11 protein-coding genes are annotated in these 15746 nt (G+C 70.6%); 3 read left to right on the top strand and 8 right to left on the bottom strand.

Annotation, left to right across the window (positions count from 1 at the left end):
- Window positions 1-174 precede the first annotated feature (174 nt).
- From MNOD_RS00175 to MNOD_RS00185, 3 genes are all read right to left on the bottom strand, one after another.
- Window positions 175-1116 carry an NAD-dependent epimerase/dehydratase family protein gene (locus tag MNOD_RS00175; RefSeq protein ID WP_012634326.1) on the bottom strand — a complete coding sequence of 314 codons (942 nt, stop codon included), beginning with the start codon at window positions 1114-1116 and terminating at the stop codon, window positions 175-177.
- Window positions 1113-2114 carry an MraY family glycosyltransferase gene (locus MNOD_RS00180; protein WP_012634327.1) on the bottom strand — a complete coding sequence of 334 codons (1002 nt, stop codon included), beginning with the start codon at window positions 2112-2114 and terminating at the stop codon, window positions 1113-1115. The genes MNOD_RS00175 and MNOD_RS00180 overlap by 4 nt, the downstream gene beginning before the upstream one ends.
- A 291-nt stretch (window positions 2115-2405) precedes the next feature.
- Window positions 2406-4433, bottom strand: coding sequence for a protein meaA (locus MNOD_RS00185; RefSeq protein WP_043747741.1), 2028 nt, complete (start codon window positions 4431-4433; stop codon window positions 2406-2408).
- 334 nt (window positions 4434-4767) lie between these two features.
- On the opposite strand from MNOD_RS00185, the gene ccrA reads away from it, so the two are divergent.
- Window positions 4768-6063 carry a crotonyl-CoA carboxylase/reductase gene (gene ccrA / locus MNOD_RS00190; protein ID WP_012634329.1) on the top strand — a complete coding sequence of 432 codons (1296 nt, stop codon included), beginning with the start codon at window positions 4768-4770 and terminating at the stop codon, window positions 6061-6063.
- Between the two features lie 73 nt (window positions 6064-6136).
- Here ccrA and MNOD_RS00195 read toward each other — a convergent pair whose 3' ends face one another.
- Window positions 6137-7249: a helix-turn-helix transcriptional regulator gene (locus tag MNOD_RS00195; RefSeq protein ID WP_012634330.1), complete on the bottom strand. Its 1113-nt coding sequence runs from the start codon at window positions 7247-7249 to the stop codon at window positions 6137-6139.
- Window positions 7250-7639: 390 nt separating this feature from the next.
- On the opposite strand from MNOD_RS00195, the gene leuD reads away from it, so the two are divergent.
- The gene (leuD, locus tag MNOD_RS00200) at window positions 7640-8242 is read left to right on the top strand and encodes a 3-isopropylmalate dehydratase small subunit (RefSeq protein WP_012634331.1); all 603 of its coding nucleotides are present in this window, start codon (window positions 7640-7642) and stop codon (window positions 8240-8242) included.
- Window positions 8243-8337: 95 nt separating this feature from the next.
- A complete protein-coding gene (locus MNOD_RS00205) occupies window positions 8338-9534 on the top strand; it encodes a lytic murein transglycosylase (protein WP_012634332.1) in 1197 nt (398 codons plus the stop codon).
- Between the two features lie 276 nt (window positions 9535-9810).
- On the opposite strand, the gene MNOD_RS00210 is transcribed toward MNOD_RS00205, so the two are convergent.
- The 4 genes from MNOD_RS00210 to MNOD_RS00225 all read right to left on the bottom strand — a co-directional run bounded on the left by MNOD_RS00210 (window position 9811) and on the right by MNOD_RS00225 (window position 15659).
- Window positions 9811-11043, bottom strand: coding sequence for a CynX/NimT family MFS transporter (locus MNOD_RS00210; protein WP_012634333.1), 1233 nt, complete (start codon window positions 11041-11043; stop codon window positions 9811-9813).
- 206 nt (window positions 11044-11249) lie between these two features.
- A complete protein-coding gene (gene htpG, locus MNOD_RS00215) occupies window positions 11250-13085 on the bottom strand; it encodes a molecular chaperone HtpG (RefSeq protein ID WP_012634334.1) in 1836 nt (611 codons plus the stop codon).
- An 83-nt stretch (window positions 13086-13168) separates the two neighbouring features.
- Window positions 13169-13840 (bottom strand): 3'-5' exonuclease, encoded by a 672-nt coding sequence (locus MNOD_RS00220; protein ID WP_012634335.1) that lies wholly within the window; start codon window positions 13838-13840, stop codon window positions 13169-13171.
- 1 nt (window position 13841) lies between these two features.
- Window positions 13842-15659 carry a DUF294 nucleotidyltransferase-like domain-containing protein gene (locus MNOD_RS00225; RefSeq protein ID WP_012634336.1) on the bottom strand — a complete coding sequence of 606 codons (1818 nt, stop codon included), beginning with the start codon at window positions 15657-15659 and terminating at the stop codon, window positions 13842-13844.
- Window positions 15660-15746: the final 87 nt, after the last annotated feature.

A 15746-nucleotide genomic window follows, 5' to 3' on the forward strand; every position in this document is an offset into this window, starting at 1 on the left:
GAGGTGGAGCCTGCGACGCCGAGCGCTTGCTCCGTCGAGACCGAACCCTGACCTGCGTGGCCACTGATCCGGTTTCCGGACGGTCCGTTCGGAGACCGTCTCAGCAAGCCCGCGTGGCGCCGAGCTGTGCTCCATGCCGGCCTGAGTGAAGCCGACATCCGCATGGCCAAGCCATCAACCGGATGTCGGATGAGCCACCTCGAGCCGGGCGAGTGCCTCCAGGCCCTCCCGGCTGTCGCGCGGGGCCGTCCAGCCGAGAGCCCCGAGCGCATCGGCGCGGGCCATCAGGGAGCCCGAGAGGCGCTCGCGCACCTCGCCCCGCCCCGCGAGGCGAAGTGCCGCGTCGAACAGGAGGGCCGGCACGGGCCAGAGGCCCGGCGGCCGCCCGAGCCCGGCCCGCAAAGCCGTCAGCATCTCCGGGACGGTGAGCGGCTCCGCCTCCGTCACGATGAAGGGCCGGCGCAACTCGCCCGGCGCGTGCAGCACCGTGGCGATGGCGTCGGCGAGGCTCTCCACCGAGACGATCGAGCGGCGCCCCTTCAGCCCGCCGAGCGGCAGGGGCAGCGGCCGCGCCGCGAGAGCGAGCAGGGCCGCCATGTTGCCCTTGACCCCCGGCCCGTAGACGAGGACCGGACGCAAAGCCGCGAAGTCGATATCGACCGCCGCGAGGGCCTCCTCGGCGGCGAGCTTCGAGCGGCCATAGGCATCGGTGGGCGTCGGCGCGTCGGCCTCGGTCAGCACGCCGGCTGCCGAGGGGCCGGATTGCGCGCGGATGGAGGACAGGAACACGAAGCGGCGCACCCGCGCCCGCGCGGCGGCCTGGGCGAGGCCGCGCGTCGCCTCGGTGTTGAAGGTCCGGTAATCGTCCTCCGGCGCCCCCGACATGGCGTGGGCGAGCCCGGCCGAATGCACCACCGCGTCGACGCCCGTGAGCGCCGCCGCCATGTTCTGCGGCCGGGCGAGGTCGCCGACCACGGCGCCGCTCGCTCCGGGCGGCAGCGCGACCGGCCGGCGCAGGAGCACGCGGACCCGGTAGCCGCGCGCCGTGAGATCCCGCAGCAGATGCCGGCCGATGAAGCCGGTGGCCCCGGTGAGCGCGATCAGGGGCGTGGTCATGCGGTCACCGTGAGAGCACGCGGCGTCGCGAAGGCGCGCAGCAAAGCCGCGACGAGGCCGGCGCCGAGCGCCAGCGCCGCCGTTATCACCGGCCAGGACGGCCAGACCAGGGTGGCGCCGGCGATGAGCGCCAGCGCGCCGTTGAGCACGAAGACCGCGCCGATCACCGCCGGCACCCGATGCCCGTTCGCCGTGGCGCGCTGATAGTAATGCGTGCGGTGGGCCTGCCAGACGGGCTCGCCCGCGAGCAGGCGCCGGATCAGCGTGAGCGTCGCATCGGCGAGATAGTAGAGCGGCAGCAGGATCGCGGCCGCCAGGCCCCCCTCCCCGGCAAGGCGGTAGAGCAGCCACGCGAGGATAAGCCCGATCGGCAGCGAGCCGACATCGCCAAGGAAGAGGCGGGCCACCGGGCGGTTGAAGGGCGCGAAGCCGAGCACCCCGCCGAGCAGCGCCCCGGCCGCCAGGGTGGGCTCCGGTGGCAGGAACCCGGCAAGGCCGAAGACGAGCAGCGCGGTCAGGACCGGGGCGGTCTCCGCGACCGTCATCCAGTCGAGCCCGTCCATGAAGTTGACGAGGTTCACGAACCACAGCCCGGCGAGCAACGACAGCCCCCATTCGAGCCCGAGGGGCAGGTCCGGCCACAGGCGCGGGCCGGAGGCGGCGATCACGCCGCCGACCGCGACGGCCTGCAGGACGAGCCGCGGCAGCGCCGGGAGCGGCTTGATGTCGTCGACTGCGCCGACGGCGCCAAGGCCGAGGGCCGCAAGGCACAAAGCGGCTGCCTCGATCCCGAAGGGAGACGGCCATAGCGACCCGGCGACGGCAAGCGCCGCCGCGATCACCGCGATGCCGCCGCCCTGAGGCGTCGGCACCGTGTGGCTCGACCGCGCGTTCGGCCGCGCGAGCGCGTAGCGCACCAGGAGCGGGTGCAGGGCCAGGATCAGCGCGGCGGCGGCGAGCGCGGCGAGCGGAACGGCGATCAACGGCGCGAGACTCATGCACCGGGTTTAGCCGGACCGCCGCGTTCTGGGGAGAGCGTCATACAGTTTCCGGTTGATCTGTTCCGAGACGAGCCTGCGCGGGGATCCCCTCTCCCGCACGGGAGAGGGGCAGGGGTGAGGGCCCAGGTGGTTCGGCAAGAAGACTGAACCGGGCCGCTGCCAGCACCGCCGTCTTGGTTTTATTCTAAAGGGTCCGGGACCCTCACCCCTACCCCTCTCCCGCACGGGAGAGGGGATCCCGCGGGTCCCGCGCCCTCTTGTCTCCGAACGGATCAACCAGCAACCGTATCAAAACACCTGTTCGCGGTTCGGCAGCGCCGAATCGGCCTCGCGCCGGGCGAGCGCCTTCTCCACCACCTTGGCGAGGCCCACCATGATCGTGTCCATGGCATAGTCCTTCGGCGTGTAGACCGCCGCCACGCCCATGTTCTTGAGGACGAGCTCGTCCTCCGGCGAGATAATGCCGCCGACCACGACCGGCACGTGGTCGAGCCCCTCGCGGCGCAGCCGCGCCTTCACCTCGCGCACCAGCGGCACGTGGGAGCCGGACAGAATCGACAGGCCGATCACATGGGCGCCGCGCTCGCGCGCCTTGGCGACGATCTCGTCCGGGGTCTGCCGGATGCCGTCATAGGTCACGTCGAAGCCGACGTCCCGGGCGCGGAGCGCAATCTGCTCGGCGCCGTTCGAATGACCGTCGAGGCCGGGCTTGCCGACCACGAGCTTCGGCGTCTCGCCGAGGCGCTCGCCGAGATCGGCGATGAGGAGGCGGGCCTCCTCGGCCGCCCCCGAGGTGGTGGTCTCGGGAGTCACGCCGGTGGGGGCCCGGTACTCGCCGAACACCTCGCGCAGGCGCTCTCCCCATTCGCCCGTCGTCACGCCCGCCTTCGCGCAGGCGATCGAGACCGGCATGATATTGGCGCCCGAGCGGGCTGCCGCCTCGAGGTCGTCGAGGGCCCTGGCCACGGCCTTGGCATCGCGCTCGGCGCGCCAGGCGCGGATGCGCTGCTGGGCCTCCATCTCGACGGTTTCGGAGACGGTGAAGATCGCCCCGTCCCCCGCGGTCAGCGGTGAGGGCTCGCCGGTCTCGAAGCGGTTGACGCCGACGACGACCTGCTCGCCGCGCTCGATCGCCGCAATGCGGCGGGCATTCGACTCGACGAGGGCGCGCTTGAGGGCGCCGGTCTCGACCGCCGCCACCGCGCCGCCGAGCGCGCCGATCCGCTCCAGCTCCGAGCGCGTCTCGGCCTTGAGCGCCTCGACCTTGGCGTCGATCACCTTCGAGCCGTCGAAGATGTCGTCGAATTCCAGGAGGTCGGTCTCGTAGGCGAGGATCTGCTGCATGCGCATCGACCATTGCTGGTCCCAGGGGCGCGGCAGGCCGAGCGCCTCGTTCCAGGCCGGAAGCTGCACGGCGCGGGCGCGGGCGCGCTTCGAGAGCGTCACCGCCAGCATCTCGATGAGGATGCGGTGGACGTTGTTCTCAGGCTGCTGCTCGGTGAGGCCGAGGGAGTTCACCTGCACGCCGTAGCGGAAGATGCGCTTCTTCGGGTCCGTGATACCGTAGCGGTCGCGGGTGATCTCGTCCCAGAGATCGCAGAAGGCCCGCATCTTGCAGATCTCGGTGATGAACCTGAGGCCCGCATTGACGAAGAAGGAGATGCGCCCGACCACCTCCGAGAAGCTGGCCTCGTCGAAATCGGGGTCGGCCCGCACGGTGTCGAGCACCGCGATGGCGATGGCGAGCGCGTAGGACAGTTCCTGGACCGGCGTCGCCCCCGCCTCCTGCAGGTGGTAGGAGCAGACGTTCATCGGGTTCCACTTCGGCACCTGCTTGGTCGTGAACAGGATCACGTCCTTGGTGAGCCGAAGGCTCGGCGCGGGCGGGAACACGTAGGTGCCGCGCGACAGGTACTCCTTGATGATGTCGTTCTGCGTCGTGCCCTGCAGGACCGAGATCGGGGCGCCCTGCTCCTCGGCGACGGCGAGGTAGAGCGACAGGAGCCAGGGCGCCGTCGCGTTGATCGTCATCGAGGTGTTCATCTGCGCGAGCGGGATGTCCTTGAACAGGGTCCGCATGTCGCCGAGATGCGCGATCGAGACGCCCACCTTGCCGACCTCGCCGCGGGCGAGCTCGTGGTCCGGGTCGTAGCCGGTCTGGGTCGGCAGGTCGAAGGCCACCGACAGGCCGGTCTGCCCCTTGGCGAGGTTGCGCCGGTAGAGGGCGTTCGATTCCGCAGCGGTGGAATGCCCCGCATAGGTGCGGATGATCCACGGCTTGTCGCGCTGCGCCGTTCCCATCGCCTGATCGCCCATGGCGCCCTCGTCCCTCGTGTTCCTCAGCCCTCGCGGGGGCGGCATCGTAGACAAGCCTCCCGAACGCGTCACCCTTGACCTAAGCATCATCCGGGCAAGCATCATCCGGGCCGGCGCGCCCTGGAAAACACCGCCCCGCCAAGAGCATCGGCGGGTGGGGCCAAGATCCGGTGCCCGCCCCCGGCGCCTGCCGGGGCGAAGCCCGCATGACGCGGCGGCAAGCGGAACTTTGCCCGCATTTTCATCGCCCGATCGCCCTGCTTTTGGTCTATTTGACCCGGTCCTGATCGCCGCTAGGATCGATGCAGTGCAATATCGCGATGGAGGAGCCGCAATGGGTGCGGGCGCTGCGGTGCAGCCGATCGCCGGGGGTGCGGGTCAGTTGAAGGATCTCTACGAGATCGGCGAGATCCCGCCGCTCGGCCACGTGCCGGCCAAGATGTATGCCTGGGCCATCCGCCGGGAGCGCCACGGGCCGCCGGAGCAGTCGATGCAGATCGAGGTCGTGCCGACCTGGTCGATCGGCGACGACGAGGTGCTGGTCCTCGTGATGGCGGCCGGCGTGAACTACAACGGAGTCTGGGCGGGCCTCGGCGAGCCGATCTCGCCCTTCGACGTGCACAAGGCGCCGTTCCACGTCGCGGGCTCGGACGCCTCGGGGATCGTCTGGGCGGTCGGCGCCAAGGTGAAGCGCTGGAAGGTCGGCGACGAGGTCATCGTCCACTGCAACCAGGACGATGGGGACGACGAGGAGTGCAATGGCGGCGACCCGATGTTCTCGCCGTCGCAGCGGATCTGGGGCTACGAGACCCCGGACGGCTCCTTCGGCCAGTTCTGCCGGGTGCAGTCGCGCCAGCTGATGAAGCGGCCCAAGCACCTGACCTGGGAGGAATCCGCCTGCTACACCCTCACCCTGGCCACCGCCTACCGGATGCTGTTCGGCCATGCGCCCCACACGGTGAGACCGGGCCAGAACGTGCTGGTCTGGGGCGCCTCCGGCGGCCTCGGCGTGTTCGGCGTGCAGCTCTGCGCGGCCTCCGGCGCCAACGCCATCGCGGTGATCTCCGACGAGTCGAAGCGCGACTACGTCATGAGCCTCGGCGCCAAGGGCGTCATCAACCGCAAGGAGTTCAACTGCTGGGGCCAGCTCCCGAAGGTCAACTCGCCCGAATACAATGAGTGGCTGAAGGAGGCCCGCAAGTTCGGCAAGGCGATCTGGGACATCACCGGCAAGGGCAACGACGTCGACATCGTCTTCGAGCATCCGGGCGAGGCGACCTTCCCGGTCTCGACGCTGGTGGTGAAGCGCGGCGGCATGGTGGTGTTCTGCGCCGGCACGACCGGCTTCAACATCACCTTCGATGCCCGCTACGTCTGGATGCGCCAGAAGCGGATCCAGGGCTCGCACTTCGCCCATCTCAAGCAGGCGGCCGCGGCGAACCAGTTCGTGCTCGACCAGCGGGTCGATCCCTGCATGAGCGAGCTCTTCCCCTGGGACAAGATCCCGGTGGCCCATACCAAGATGTGGAAGAACCAGCACGCCCCCGGCAACATGGCGGTGCTGGTGAACTCGCCGAAGGCGGGTCTGCGCACCTTCGACGACGTGCTGGAACTATCCGGCTCGCGCTGACCGGCGGGGCGGCGGGCGTTCCTGCGGCCGCCGCCCTCGGTCTCCTGCGAGGCTTGAACTCGTTGGGCGCCGCCTATGGCCGCATCCGCGTCAGCAGGGCGACGAGTTCCGGCTGGCGGTGCGTGCCGGTCTTGGCGAAGACCGCCTTGAGCTGCGTGCGCGCCGTCGCCACGGTGATCCCGAGGCCGGCCGCGACCCGCGCGAGATCGGCCCCATCCGCCAGATCGTTGGCGAGCCGCGCCTCGGCGGCCGTCAGGCCGTAGGCCTGCCGCAGGAGCGCCTCGCCGGGCTTCTGCCCGGCGGCGGAATCCGTGACCACGATGATGGCGCGGGCGCGCTGGAAGATGTCGTTCGTGGTCCGGGCGAGCGGGGCGGCATGGAGCACGAGAGGCGGCCCCTCCGGCCGCGGCACCGCCAGGGCCCCGAGCGGCGGTGCCTCGTGCGGCTTGCCGGGATGAATGGCGCTGGCGATGAGGCGCCCGAGATCCGCATTCGCCGCGCGGTGCTGCGCGAGCAGCGCGCCCTTGACCACCGCGAGGCCGCCGCCGAGATGCCGCTCGGCCTGCGGGTTCATGCGCAGCACGGCGCCGCTGCTGTCGAGGAGAAAGGCGCCACAGTGCATCATCTCGAACGCGTCGAGCGTCGCATGCGCCCGCGCCTCGGCGAGCCGCACCGCGATCTGACCGGCGCGCTGGAGATGCGGCACGGCGCGCTCGATCTGCTCGATCTCGCGATGTGAGTACATCTCCCGCTCGCGCCTCCGCTCAGCCGAGAGGATGACGCTGCGGTTGCCGTCCGGCACGAGATAGGCGCCGGCGAACCAGCGGAAGCCGTAGCGGGCGACATACTCCGCGTTGAACGGGATCTCATCGAGCTCCTGCGGCGTGAAGAGGTGGGATTCGGTGACGACTCCCTGCGGATCGTTGATCAGCGCCGGGATGCCGCGTGCGATGCGGGGATTGTCGGCCAGCCAGCCGTCCCGCAAGCCGATGGCCACGATCTCCGCCACGCCTTCCGAGATGGTCGGCGACAGCGGCGCCTCGGGGCCGGTCAGCATCAGCGCCCCGTCGGCCCCCAGGGCCTCGCCGTAGGCTTCGAGGGCCGAGGGCCATCGCTCCGGCTGCATCGCAGCTTCGTAGAACAGATCAATCGTCGCCGCGAGACGATCTTCCCGCACCTCCGCCATGGCGGTCCGATCCCCTATGGTTCTGGGACAACTTGAGCAAAATCGATTCGGCGGCACAACCTCAATTGAATGTTGACTTGCAGATTGCAACTATTAATTATGTTAATGACAATCAAGAAAATTCAGGGTTGCATAAATTACTGCAACCATGCAGCATCTGCTATTGCCGACGTCTCCCGCTGGCCGGGATTGGGCCCGCGGCGGGCGGCGGCCCGCACCCTTCATATGAGGCGGGAGCCGATGGGGCTCCCCGCGCAGAAGGGCGGCGACCGCTTCCGGTCCCTCACCCGCATCCGCGTCGGGGTTTGCGCCGCCCGGCCGGCTTGCTAGAAGGTCCGGACGGGTCGCCCCCGGGCCGGGGCGCGGAAAGCTCTTGCCAAAGCTCTTGCCATGGAAAAGTTCACCGTTCTCGAAGGCGTCGCGGCACCGCTGCGGATCGTCAACGTCGATACCGATCGCATCATCCCCAAGCAGTACCTCAAGACCATCGAGCGCACGGGACTCGGCAAGGGCCTCTTCTCGGAGATGCGCTACCGGGACGACGGGTCGGAGAATCCGGACTTCGTTCTCAACCAGCCCGCTTACCGCAACGCCAAGATCCTGGTGGCGGGGGATAATTTCGGCTGCGGCTCGTCGCGCGAGCATGCCCCCTGGGCGCTCGCGGATTTCGGCATACGCTGCATCATCTCGACGAGCTTCGCCGACATCTTCTTCAACAACAGCGCCAAGAACGGCATCCTGCTGATCACGGTATCGCCGGAGGATCTGGAGAAGCTGTTCGACGACGCCGAGCGGGGCGCCAACGCGACGCTGACCGTCGACCTGGAGCGCCAGGAGATCCGCGGGCCGGATGGCGGCGTGCTGCATTTCGAGATCGATCCGGCCCGCAAGCACAACCTGCTCAACGGGCTCGACGAGATCGGCCTGACCCTGGAGCGGGCCCCGGCGATCGAGGCCTACGAGGCGAAGCTCGCCGAGCGGCCCTGGGCCTGACGCCGGCATTTCCGACCGAGACCGGCAGGACTTCGTTAACCCTCGTCCTGCCCTATTCGGGTGCTTGGCTCAGGGGCACACGGAGTTCTCCCCCGATGACGCGTCGCGCGCGCACCACGGTCGCCACCCTGCTGTGCCTCGGCGGCCTCGCGCTGCCGGGCGCGGCGCAGGCGGATTTCCGCTCCTGCCTCGCCGGTCTCGGCCGGGAGGCGGCGGCGCACGGGATCTCGCCGTCGACCTTCCAGTCGGCAACGGCAGGCATCGTCTACGACGACAAGGTGATCGAACTCTCGCAGGCCCAGCCCGAGTTCAAGACGCCGATCTGGGACTACATCGCGGCCCTCGTCGACGAGGAGCGGGTCGAGGACGGGCGCGCGGCGATGCGCCAATACGCCTCGGCGCTCGCCCAGGCGGAGGCGCGCTTCAACGTCGACCGCTACACGATCGCGGCGGTCTGGGGGGTGGAGTCGAACTTCGGCAAGAACCTCGGCAAGATGCCGCTGGTGCAGTCCCTCGCGACCCTCGCCTGCAGCTCCAACCGGCGCGCCGGGTTCTTCAAGGGCGAGCTGATGGCGACGCTCAAGATCATCGACCGGGGCGACATCGAGGCGAGCCGGCTGACCGGCTCCTGGGCCGGGGCCTTCGGGCAGACGCAGTTCATGCCCTCGACCTACCAGCGCCTCGCCGTCGACCTCGACGGCGACGGGCGGCGGGACGTGGTCGATTCGGTGGCGGATGCGGTCGGCTCGACGGCGAACTTCCTGCGGGTTGCCAAGTGGCAGAACGGGCTGCCCTGGGGCTACGAGGTGCGCCTGCCGCGCGGCTTCAATCTCGCGGCGGCCGGGCGGAAGTCCAAGCGCCCGGTCAGCCACTGGGCGAGCCTCGGCGTCACGAGGATCGATGGGCGGCAGCTCACCGGCGAGGGGCAGGCCGGCATCATCGCGCCCGCGGGCATCGACGGGCCGGCCTTCCTGGTGACGAGGAACTTCGACGCGATCTATTCCTACAACGCGGCGGAGTCCTACGGCCTCGCCATCGCGATCCTCTCCGACCGCCTGCGCGGGCGGTCGGGTATCCAGACCGCATGGCCGACCGACGATCCGCCCCTTTCCCGTGCCGAGCGCCGGGCGCTCCAGAGCGCGCTGGCGTCCCGCGGCTACGACGTGGGCGAGCCGGACGGGCGCGTGGGCGCCAAGACGCGCGACGCCATCAAGGACATCGAGCGCCAGCTCGGCTGGCCCCAGACCGGCCGTCCCGGCGCCAAGGTGCTGGAGGCGCTGCGGCGCGGCTGACACCGTTCTCCGAACGGATCGTTCGCAGACCGGATCACAGGGTCTCCGCCCCCTCCCACTTTCCCGGACGACTGCAGCGTCAGCGGAATGCGACCCGGGACAGGGGGAGAGCGGGCGACAGCAGGCCGGGCGAGACGATCATCGATCATCGCTGGACGCGTCAGACGGACATCGTCGCGGGGGCTGACGCGGTCTCATCCAACATCCGCATAGCGAGGCCAGCAAGCGGATTTCGTGTGACACCCCGAGCGGGGCCGGATTCCTCGCCTGCCGGACCTATCGCGCCAGGACGTGACGGTTGCGGGCAGCGAGGAGCCCGAGCGTGGCTGCGGCGAGGCCGAGGCCGCCATAGAGCGCCGCCGGGATGCCCCAGCCGTCGCTCGCATCGTGCGCGAGCCCGATCAGGAGCGGTCCGAGCGCCGCGAGGGTATAGCCGACGCCCTGCGCCATGGCCGAGAGATCGCCGGCCGTCTGCGCGTCGGGCGAGCGCAGCACGATCAGAGTGAGGGCAAGGCCGAAGCAGCCGCCGAGCCCGAGGCCGAGCATCAGGGCGAAGGGCCAGACGAGGCCGATCGGCCCCACCAGCAGGCCGCAGAATCCCCCGACCGCGAGCCCGACGACGAGCAGCACCCACGGGCGCTGGTCCCGGCTCCGGCCGGCCAGCGTTGGCACGAGGAGCGCCAGCACCGTCTGGGCCATGGCCGAGAGCGAGGCGACGAGGCCCGCCGCGAGCGGGTCGAAGCCCCGGTCCGTCAGGGCGGCCGGCAGCCAGCCGAACACGATGTAGGCGAGCGAGGATTGCAGGCCCATGAAGCCCGTGACCTGCCAAGCCAGCCGGTCGCGCCAGAGCGCCGCGAACCGGCGCGGCCCGAGGCCCGGCGATGCGGGCGCCGCTCGCACGAAGGGCAGCCACGCGAGGGCGGCAAGGAGCACCGGCAGGGCCCAGATCATCATCGGGCCCTGCCAGCCGGATTCGAGCAGGCGGCCCGCCGGAACGGTGAGCCCCGCCCCCGCCGCGGCGCCCAGGCACAGCACCGCCGTATAGAGGCCCATCATCAGGCCCGGCCGCTCGGGAAAGTCGCGCTTGACGATGCCGGGCAGGATCACGCCGACGACGCCGATGCCGCCCGCCGCCAGGACGGATCCGGCGAACAGGGCCGGCAGGCCGCCGAATCCGCGCAGCACCAATCCGGCGGCGATGACGATGAGGAAGGCGAGCACGCCGGCATCGGGCCCGAGGCGGCGCGTCACCGGCGGCCCGAGCCGCCCGAACACCCCGAGGCAGAGCACCGGCAGGGTGATGAGCGCTCCCGCGAGCGCGCCGCTCATGCCGGTATCCTCGCGGATGCGGGCCAGCAGCGGTCCGACGCTGGAGAGGGCCGGCCGCAGGTTGAAGGCGATCAGCATGAGGCCGAGGGCGATCCAGAGCGGGCGGCGCAGCCGCGCGGCCTCCCGGCCGGCCTCGTTCTCGCGGCCGTCCCGCGGCCGGCTCTCCCGGATCGTCTGCAACAGCTGCCCTCCCTGCTGCGTCGCTGCACAATCGGGAGGCACTTAGACGATTTCGCCGGCGGGGGAAGGCGTGCTGGCGCGGGCTTGCATCGCGCCGGAGCATGGCTCGGGGGTTGTGCTGCATCGAGGAGAAGAGCGCGGGAAGCGCAGGGAGCCCCTCTCCCGGATGGGAGAGGGGCTCCCGAGGATCCTGCGCCTCGCCCAGCCTATCCTTGCGCGGCGAGCGCCGTGGCCACGCGGCGCGCGAAGGCGACCGGGTCGCGGGGCGCATCCCCGCCCTGAACATGGGCGAGGTCGAGGAGCGTCTGCGCCGCCTCCGCGATGTCCTCGCCGGTCTTCGCCCGCTCGGCGAGGCGGCGGACCAGCGCGTGGCGCGGATTGAGCTCCAGCACCGGCAGGCCCGCCCCGAAGCCGCGGCCGGCCCGGCGCAGAAGGCGCTGCATCTGGAGATCCGGCCCGCCCGAGGAGGCGGAGAGCAGGACGGCGCTCTCGACGAGGCGCTGGCTCGCGCGCACGTCGGTCACGTCGTCCTTCAGGATCTCCTTGAGCTTCGGCACGAGGTCGGCGAGGTCCGCCGCCTCGCCCTCCGACTCACCCTCCGGCGCGAAGGCCGAGAGATCGTCCGCGCTCTGCGTGATGCTGCGGATCGGCTTGCCGTCGAACTTGTCGAGGCGCTCGGGCCAGAAGGCGTCCACGTGGTCGGAGAGGAGCAGCACCTCGATGCCGCGGGCTCGAAACCCCTCGATCTGGGCGGAGGAGGCCAGCGCCTTGGTGTCGTCGCCGACCAGGATGTAGATCGCCTCCTGGTTCGGCTTCATCCGCGAGACGTAGTCGGCGAAGGAGGTCCAGCCCTCCACGGCCGAGGAGCGGAAGCGGATGAGGCCCGCGATGTCGTCGCGCTGCTCGGCATCCTCCCAGATGCCCTCCTTCAGCACCGGCCCGAAAGCCTGCCAGAAGCTGGCATAGCCATCCGCATCCTTGGCGCGGGACTTCAGCTCCGAGAGGACCTTGGCCGTCACCGCGCGGCGGATGCGGGCGAGCACCGGCGTCGCCTGCAGCATCTCGCGCGAGACGTTGAGCGGCAGATCCTCGGTGTCGACGACGCCCTGCACGAAGCGCAGCCAGGAGGGCAGCAGCCCGGCCTCGTCGGTGATGAACATGCGGCGCACATGCAGCCGCACCTTGCTCTCGCGCTCCTCCTCGACGGCGAGGAAGGGCTTCATGCTCGGGATGAAGAGCAGCGCCGAGAAGTCCAGGGCGCCCTCCGCCCGCCAGTGCAGCGTCGCCCACGGCGTGTCGAAGTTGTGGGTGAGGTGGCGGTAGAAGGCCGTGTAGGTCTCCTCGGTGATCTCCGCCTTGGGCTTGCGCCAGAGCGCGGTGCCCTCGTTGCCGGAAACCTCCTCGCCGTCGCGCAGGAGCGTGATCGGCACGGTGATGTGGTCGGCCCATTTGCGCACGATGGTCTCGATGCGCAGGGGCTCCAGATACTCGTCGGCATCGGCCTTCATGTGAAGCACGACGTCGGTGCCGGGCTCCTCCCGGGTCGCGGGCGAGAGCGTGTACTCCCCCTCCCCGTCCGAGGCCCAGGTCCAGGCCTCGTCGGATCCGGCGCGCCGCGAGGTCACCTCGACCCGGTCGGCCACCATGAAGGCCGAGTAGAAGCCGACGCCGAACTGGCCGATGAGGCTCGGCCGCTCGTCGGGCTTGGCCTCGGCGAGCGACTGGCTGAAGGCGCGGGTGCCCGAGCGCGCGATGGTGCCGAGGTTCTGCGCCAGATCCTCCTTGCCCATGCCGATGCCCGGATCCGAGATGGTCAGGGTGCGCGCGGCCTTGTCGGGCCGGATGCGAACCTTGGCCTCGGCCGGCAGAGCGAGGGCGGGGTCGGTGAGCGCCCCGAAGCGGCGCCGATCGACCGCGTCGGCCGCATTGGCGACGAGTTCCCGCAGAAAGATCTCGCGCTCGGAATAGAGCGCGTGGACGACGAGATCCAGGAGGCGCCCGACCTCGGCCCCGAAGGCATGCCGTTCCAGAGTCTCGCTCACGTCAGATTGGCTCCCTTGTCCCACGATTGACGGCGGCGATATGCGAAGTTCTGCCGCGCTTTTCAACACGAATGCCGCGCGGGTCAGGCGCCGAAGGCGGCGCTCTCGACGGGTTCCGTGCCCGTGCGCGGGATCGAGGCCCGGCGCTCCAGCATGTCGCGCAGCTGCACATACATCATCGCGGTCATCAGCGCGTCGTTGAACGCGTCGTGCTGGGGCAGCGCCGGCAGCCCGAGATCCGCGGCGATGCGCGCGAAGCTCAGGTCGATCTTCACGTAGTCCGGAGCGTCCCGGTACTTGCAGGCGTAATAGAGGGCCGAGACGTCGATGCGCGGGTTCGGCAGCCGGATCCGCAGGATGCGCCGCGCATATTTGTCGACCATGCCGACATCGAAGTCGGTGTAGTAGCCGACGACGGGCCGGCTGCCGATGAAGCGCAGCAGCTCCGGCAGCATCACGTCATGGGGCATGCCCTGGCGGATCTCGGCCTCGAGCAGGCGGTGCACCTTGATCGCCTCCGGCGAGGAGGGCCGCTGGCTCTGCACGGTGGCCCGGAAGCTCTCGCTCGTGAGGATCCGGTCGCCCCGGATACGGATCGCCGCCACCGCCACGATCTCGTCCCGGCGCGGATCGAGCCCGGTCGTCTCGCAATCGAGGGCGACGGCTTCGTCCGCAGGGCTCGGCGCGAACAGGAAGGCGAAGCGCGGATCCGTGAGCCGCGCCCGGTCGATCCGGCGGATCAGGCCCCGCCACATCTCAGAACTGCCCGAGCGCGTAACGGACGTGGATCACCTCGCGCAGGCGGCGCACGATGCGCAGCGAGTCGCGCAGGAGATCCCGCTCCAGGGTCGGCATCGCGTCGAAGTCGAGGATCACGGGACCGAGCCCCTGCCCGCGCTGGGCGGCGGCGAGCTGCCGGTCGAAGCGCAGGCCCATCAGGGCGAGCAGCGCGCTCGCGAGGTCGCGCCCGAACCCCTCCTCCAGGATCCCGCCCTGCGTGAGGGCGCGGATGCGCTCGACGGTGCCGGTCGGGGCGATGCCCGCCTCGATGGCGAGCACCCGCACCCCGTGCACGAGCGGGAACAGGCCCGCCCGCTTGAGGTCGAGTTCGTTGCGCCGCAGGCCGACCCGGGAGAAGACCGCGTCGACCAAGCCCCCGTTCGCGGCGTCGCCCGCGATGTTGATCAGGTTGGCGATCTGCGCCAGCAGCCGCGTCTCGCCCCGCACCGCTTCGGTGAGGAAGGTCTTGGCCCGCTGCAGCGGGGCGGGATCGCCCGCGACGGCGGTCGCATCCGCGAAGATCGCGAGATTCATCGCAGCGTCCGGATCCCCGGCCTGCGCCCACAGGCGCAGCTGGTTCACGAAGTGGTCGGCCTCCTGCGACCAGAGCGGGTTGCGCACCATGATCTCGCCCGGACAGGGCGGATAGCCGAGCTCGCCGAGCGCCGCCGAGAAGGCGTCGCGGAAGTCCGCCAGCTCGGCCTGCGGCACCGGGCGGGAGAGGATGAGGCCGTTGTCCTGGTCGGTGCGGTAGGTCTGCTCGCCGCGGCCCTCCGAGCCCATCAGGAACAGGCATCCGGCCTCGCGGATCGCCGCCGGGGCGAGGAGCGCGAACAGCCTGGCATAGAGCCGCCGGTTCAAGTCCGAGATCACCTGCGCCACCGCGTCGACGCGCACGCCCTGGCGGTGCAGCTGCTGGCCCTGCGCCTGGATGTCGCGCGCGGGCTCGCGCAGATCCTCGATGCTGGCCGCCCGGTCGATGCGGCTCGGCACCAGCTGCGCGTTGCCCGCGAAGGCGCCGAGAAGGTCGATGTCGCGCAGCCAGCCCACATAGGCGCCGTCCTGGCGCACCGCGATCCGCCGGTTGCCGTGGCGCGTCATGACGAGGAGCGCATCGAGCAGGAACTGGTCGGCCTCGACGGCGGTCACGTCGAATTTCGCGAGGTCGCGCACGGGCGTGTCGAACGGCCGGTGCTCGATCACCGCCGCGCGCGTCACCTTGTGCCCGGTGAGCAGGCCGGTGCGGCCGGCATCCTCCACGAAGACGGCGTCGACATCCGCCGCGAGCATCCGCCTGGCGGCCTCCTCCAGGGTGGAGCCGCCGGACAGGAAGACGGCCGGCGCGTGGCGCGCGTCGCGGATGCGCGTGCGCAGCACCGAATCCATGCTCTCGCGCCGCTGCCAGGAGGCGAGCGCGTCGAGCTTGCGGGAGATCTCCGCGTAGAAGAAGGCCGCGAAGGCGCTGTTGGCGTGGACGAGCCGGACGATCACCTCCCGCGGGATCAGGAAGCACAGCGTCTCCTCGGCGGCGACGAAGTTCTCGCCCGCCTCCCCGTGCACCACCGCGCGGGCATCGAAGGTGTCGCCGGCCCGCAGCACCGCCAGGAGTGCGCCCTGGTTGCGTGCCTCCACCGCCCCCTTGATCACGACGTGCAGGAGGTCCGCCTCCTTGCCCTGCGTCACGATGACCGTCCCGGGCCGGAAATAGCCGACATCGACGTGGCGGCGCAGGCTGTCCGCCTCCGCGGCAGTGAGGCGGTCGAAGGGAGGGTTGAGGACGTCGAAGGTCTGCACGGCCGCGCCCTCCGGGGGACGTGACCGTATCCCGCCCGAGCGGGTGCCGGAAGATGCCGCGCGGGCTCAGCCCGCGGCGCGAGCCCC

The sequence above is a fragment of the Methylobacterium nodulans ORS 2060 genome, from assembly GCF_000022085.1.
GTDB lineage: Bacteria > Pseudomonadota > Alphaproteobacteria > Rhizobiales > Beijerinckiaceae > Methylobacterium > Methylobacterium nodulans.

Bases quoted from the DNA above. Each gene is read 5' to 3' on its own strand.
- MNOD_RS00185 (WP_043747741.1), bottom strand. From the start codon at position 4,433: ATGGGCGATCAGGCGATGGGAACGGCGCAGCGCGACAAGCCGTGGATC.
- leuD (WP_012634331.1), top strand. From the start codon at position 7,640: ATGGAAAAGTTCACCGTTCTCGAAGGCGTCGCGGCACCGCTGCGGATC.
- MNOD_RS00220 (WP_012634335.1), bottom strand. From the start codon at position 13,840: ATGTGGCGGGGCCTGATCCGCCGGATCGACCGGGCGCGGCTCACGGAT.
- MNOD_RS00205 (WP_012634332.1), top strand. From the start codon at position 8,338: ATGACGCGTCGCGCGCGCACCACGGTCGCCACCCTGCTGTGCCTCGGC.
- MNOD_RS00180 (WP_012634327.1), bottom strand. From the start codon at position 2,114: ATGAGTCTCGCGCCGTTGATCGCCGTTCCGCTCGCCGCGCTCGCCGCC.
- ccrA (WP_012634329.1), top strand. From the start codon at position 4,768: ATGGGTGCGGGCGCTGCGGTGCAGCCGATCGCCGGGGGTGCGGGTCAG.
- MNOD_RS00175 (WP_012634326.1), bottom strand. From the start codon at position 1,116: ATGACCACGCCCCTGATCGCGCTCACCGGGGCCACCGGCTTCATCGGC.
- MNOD_RS00195 (WP_012634330.1), bottom strand. From the start codon at position 7,249: ATGGCGGAGGTGCGGGAAGATCGTCTCGCGGCGACGATTGATCTGTTC.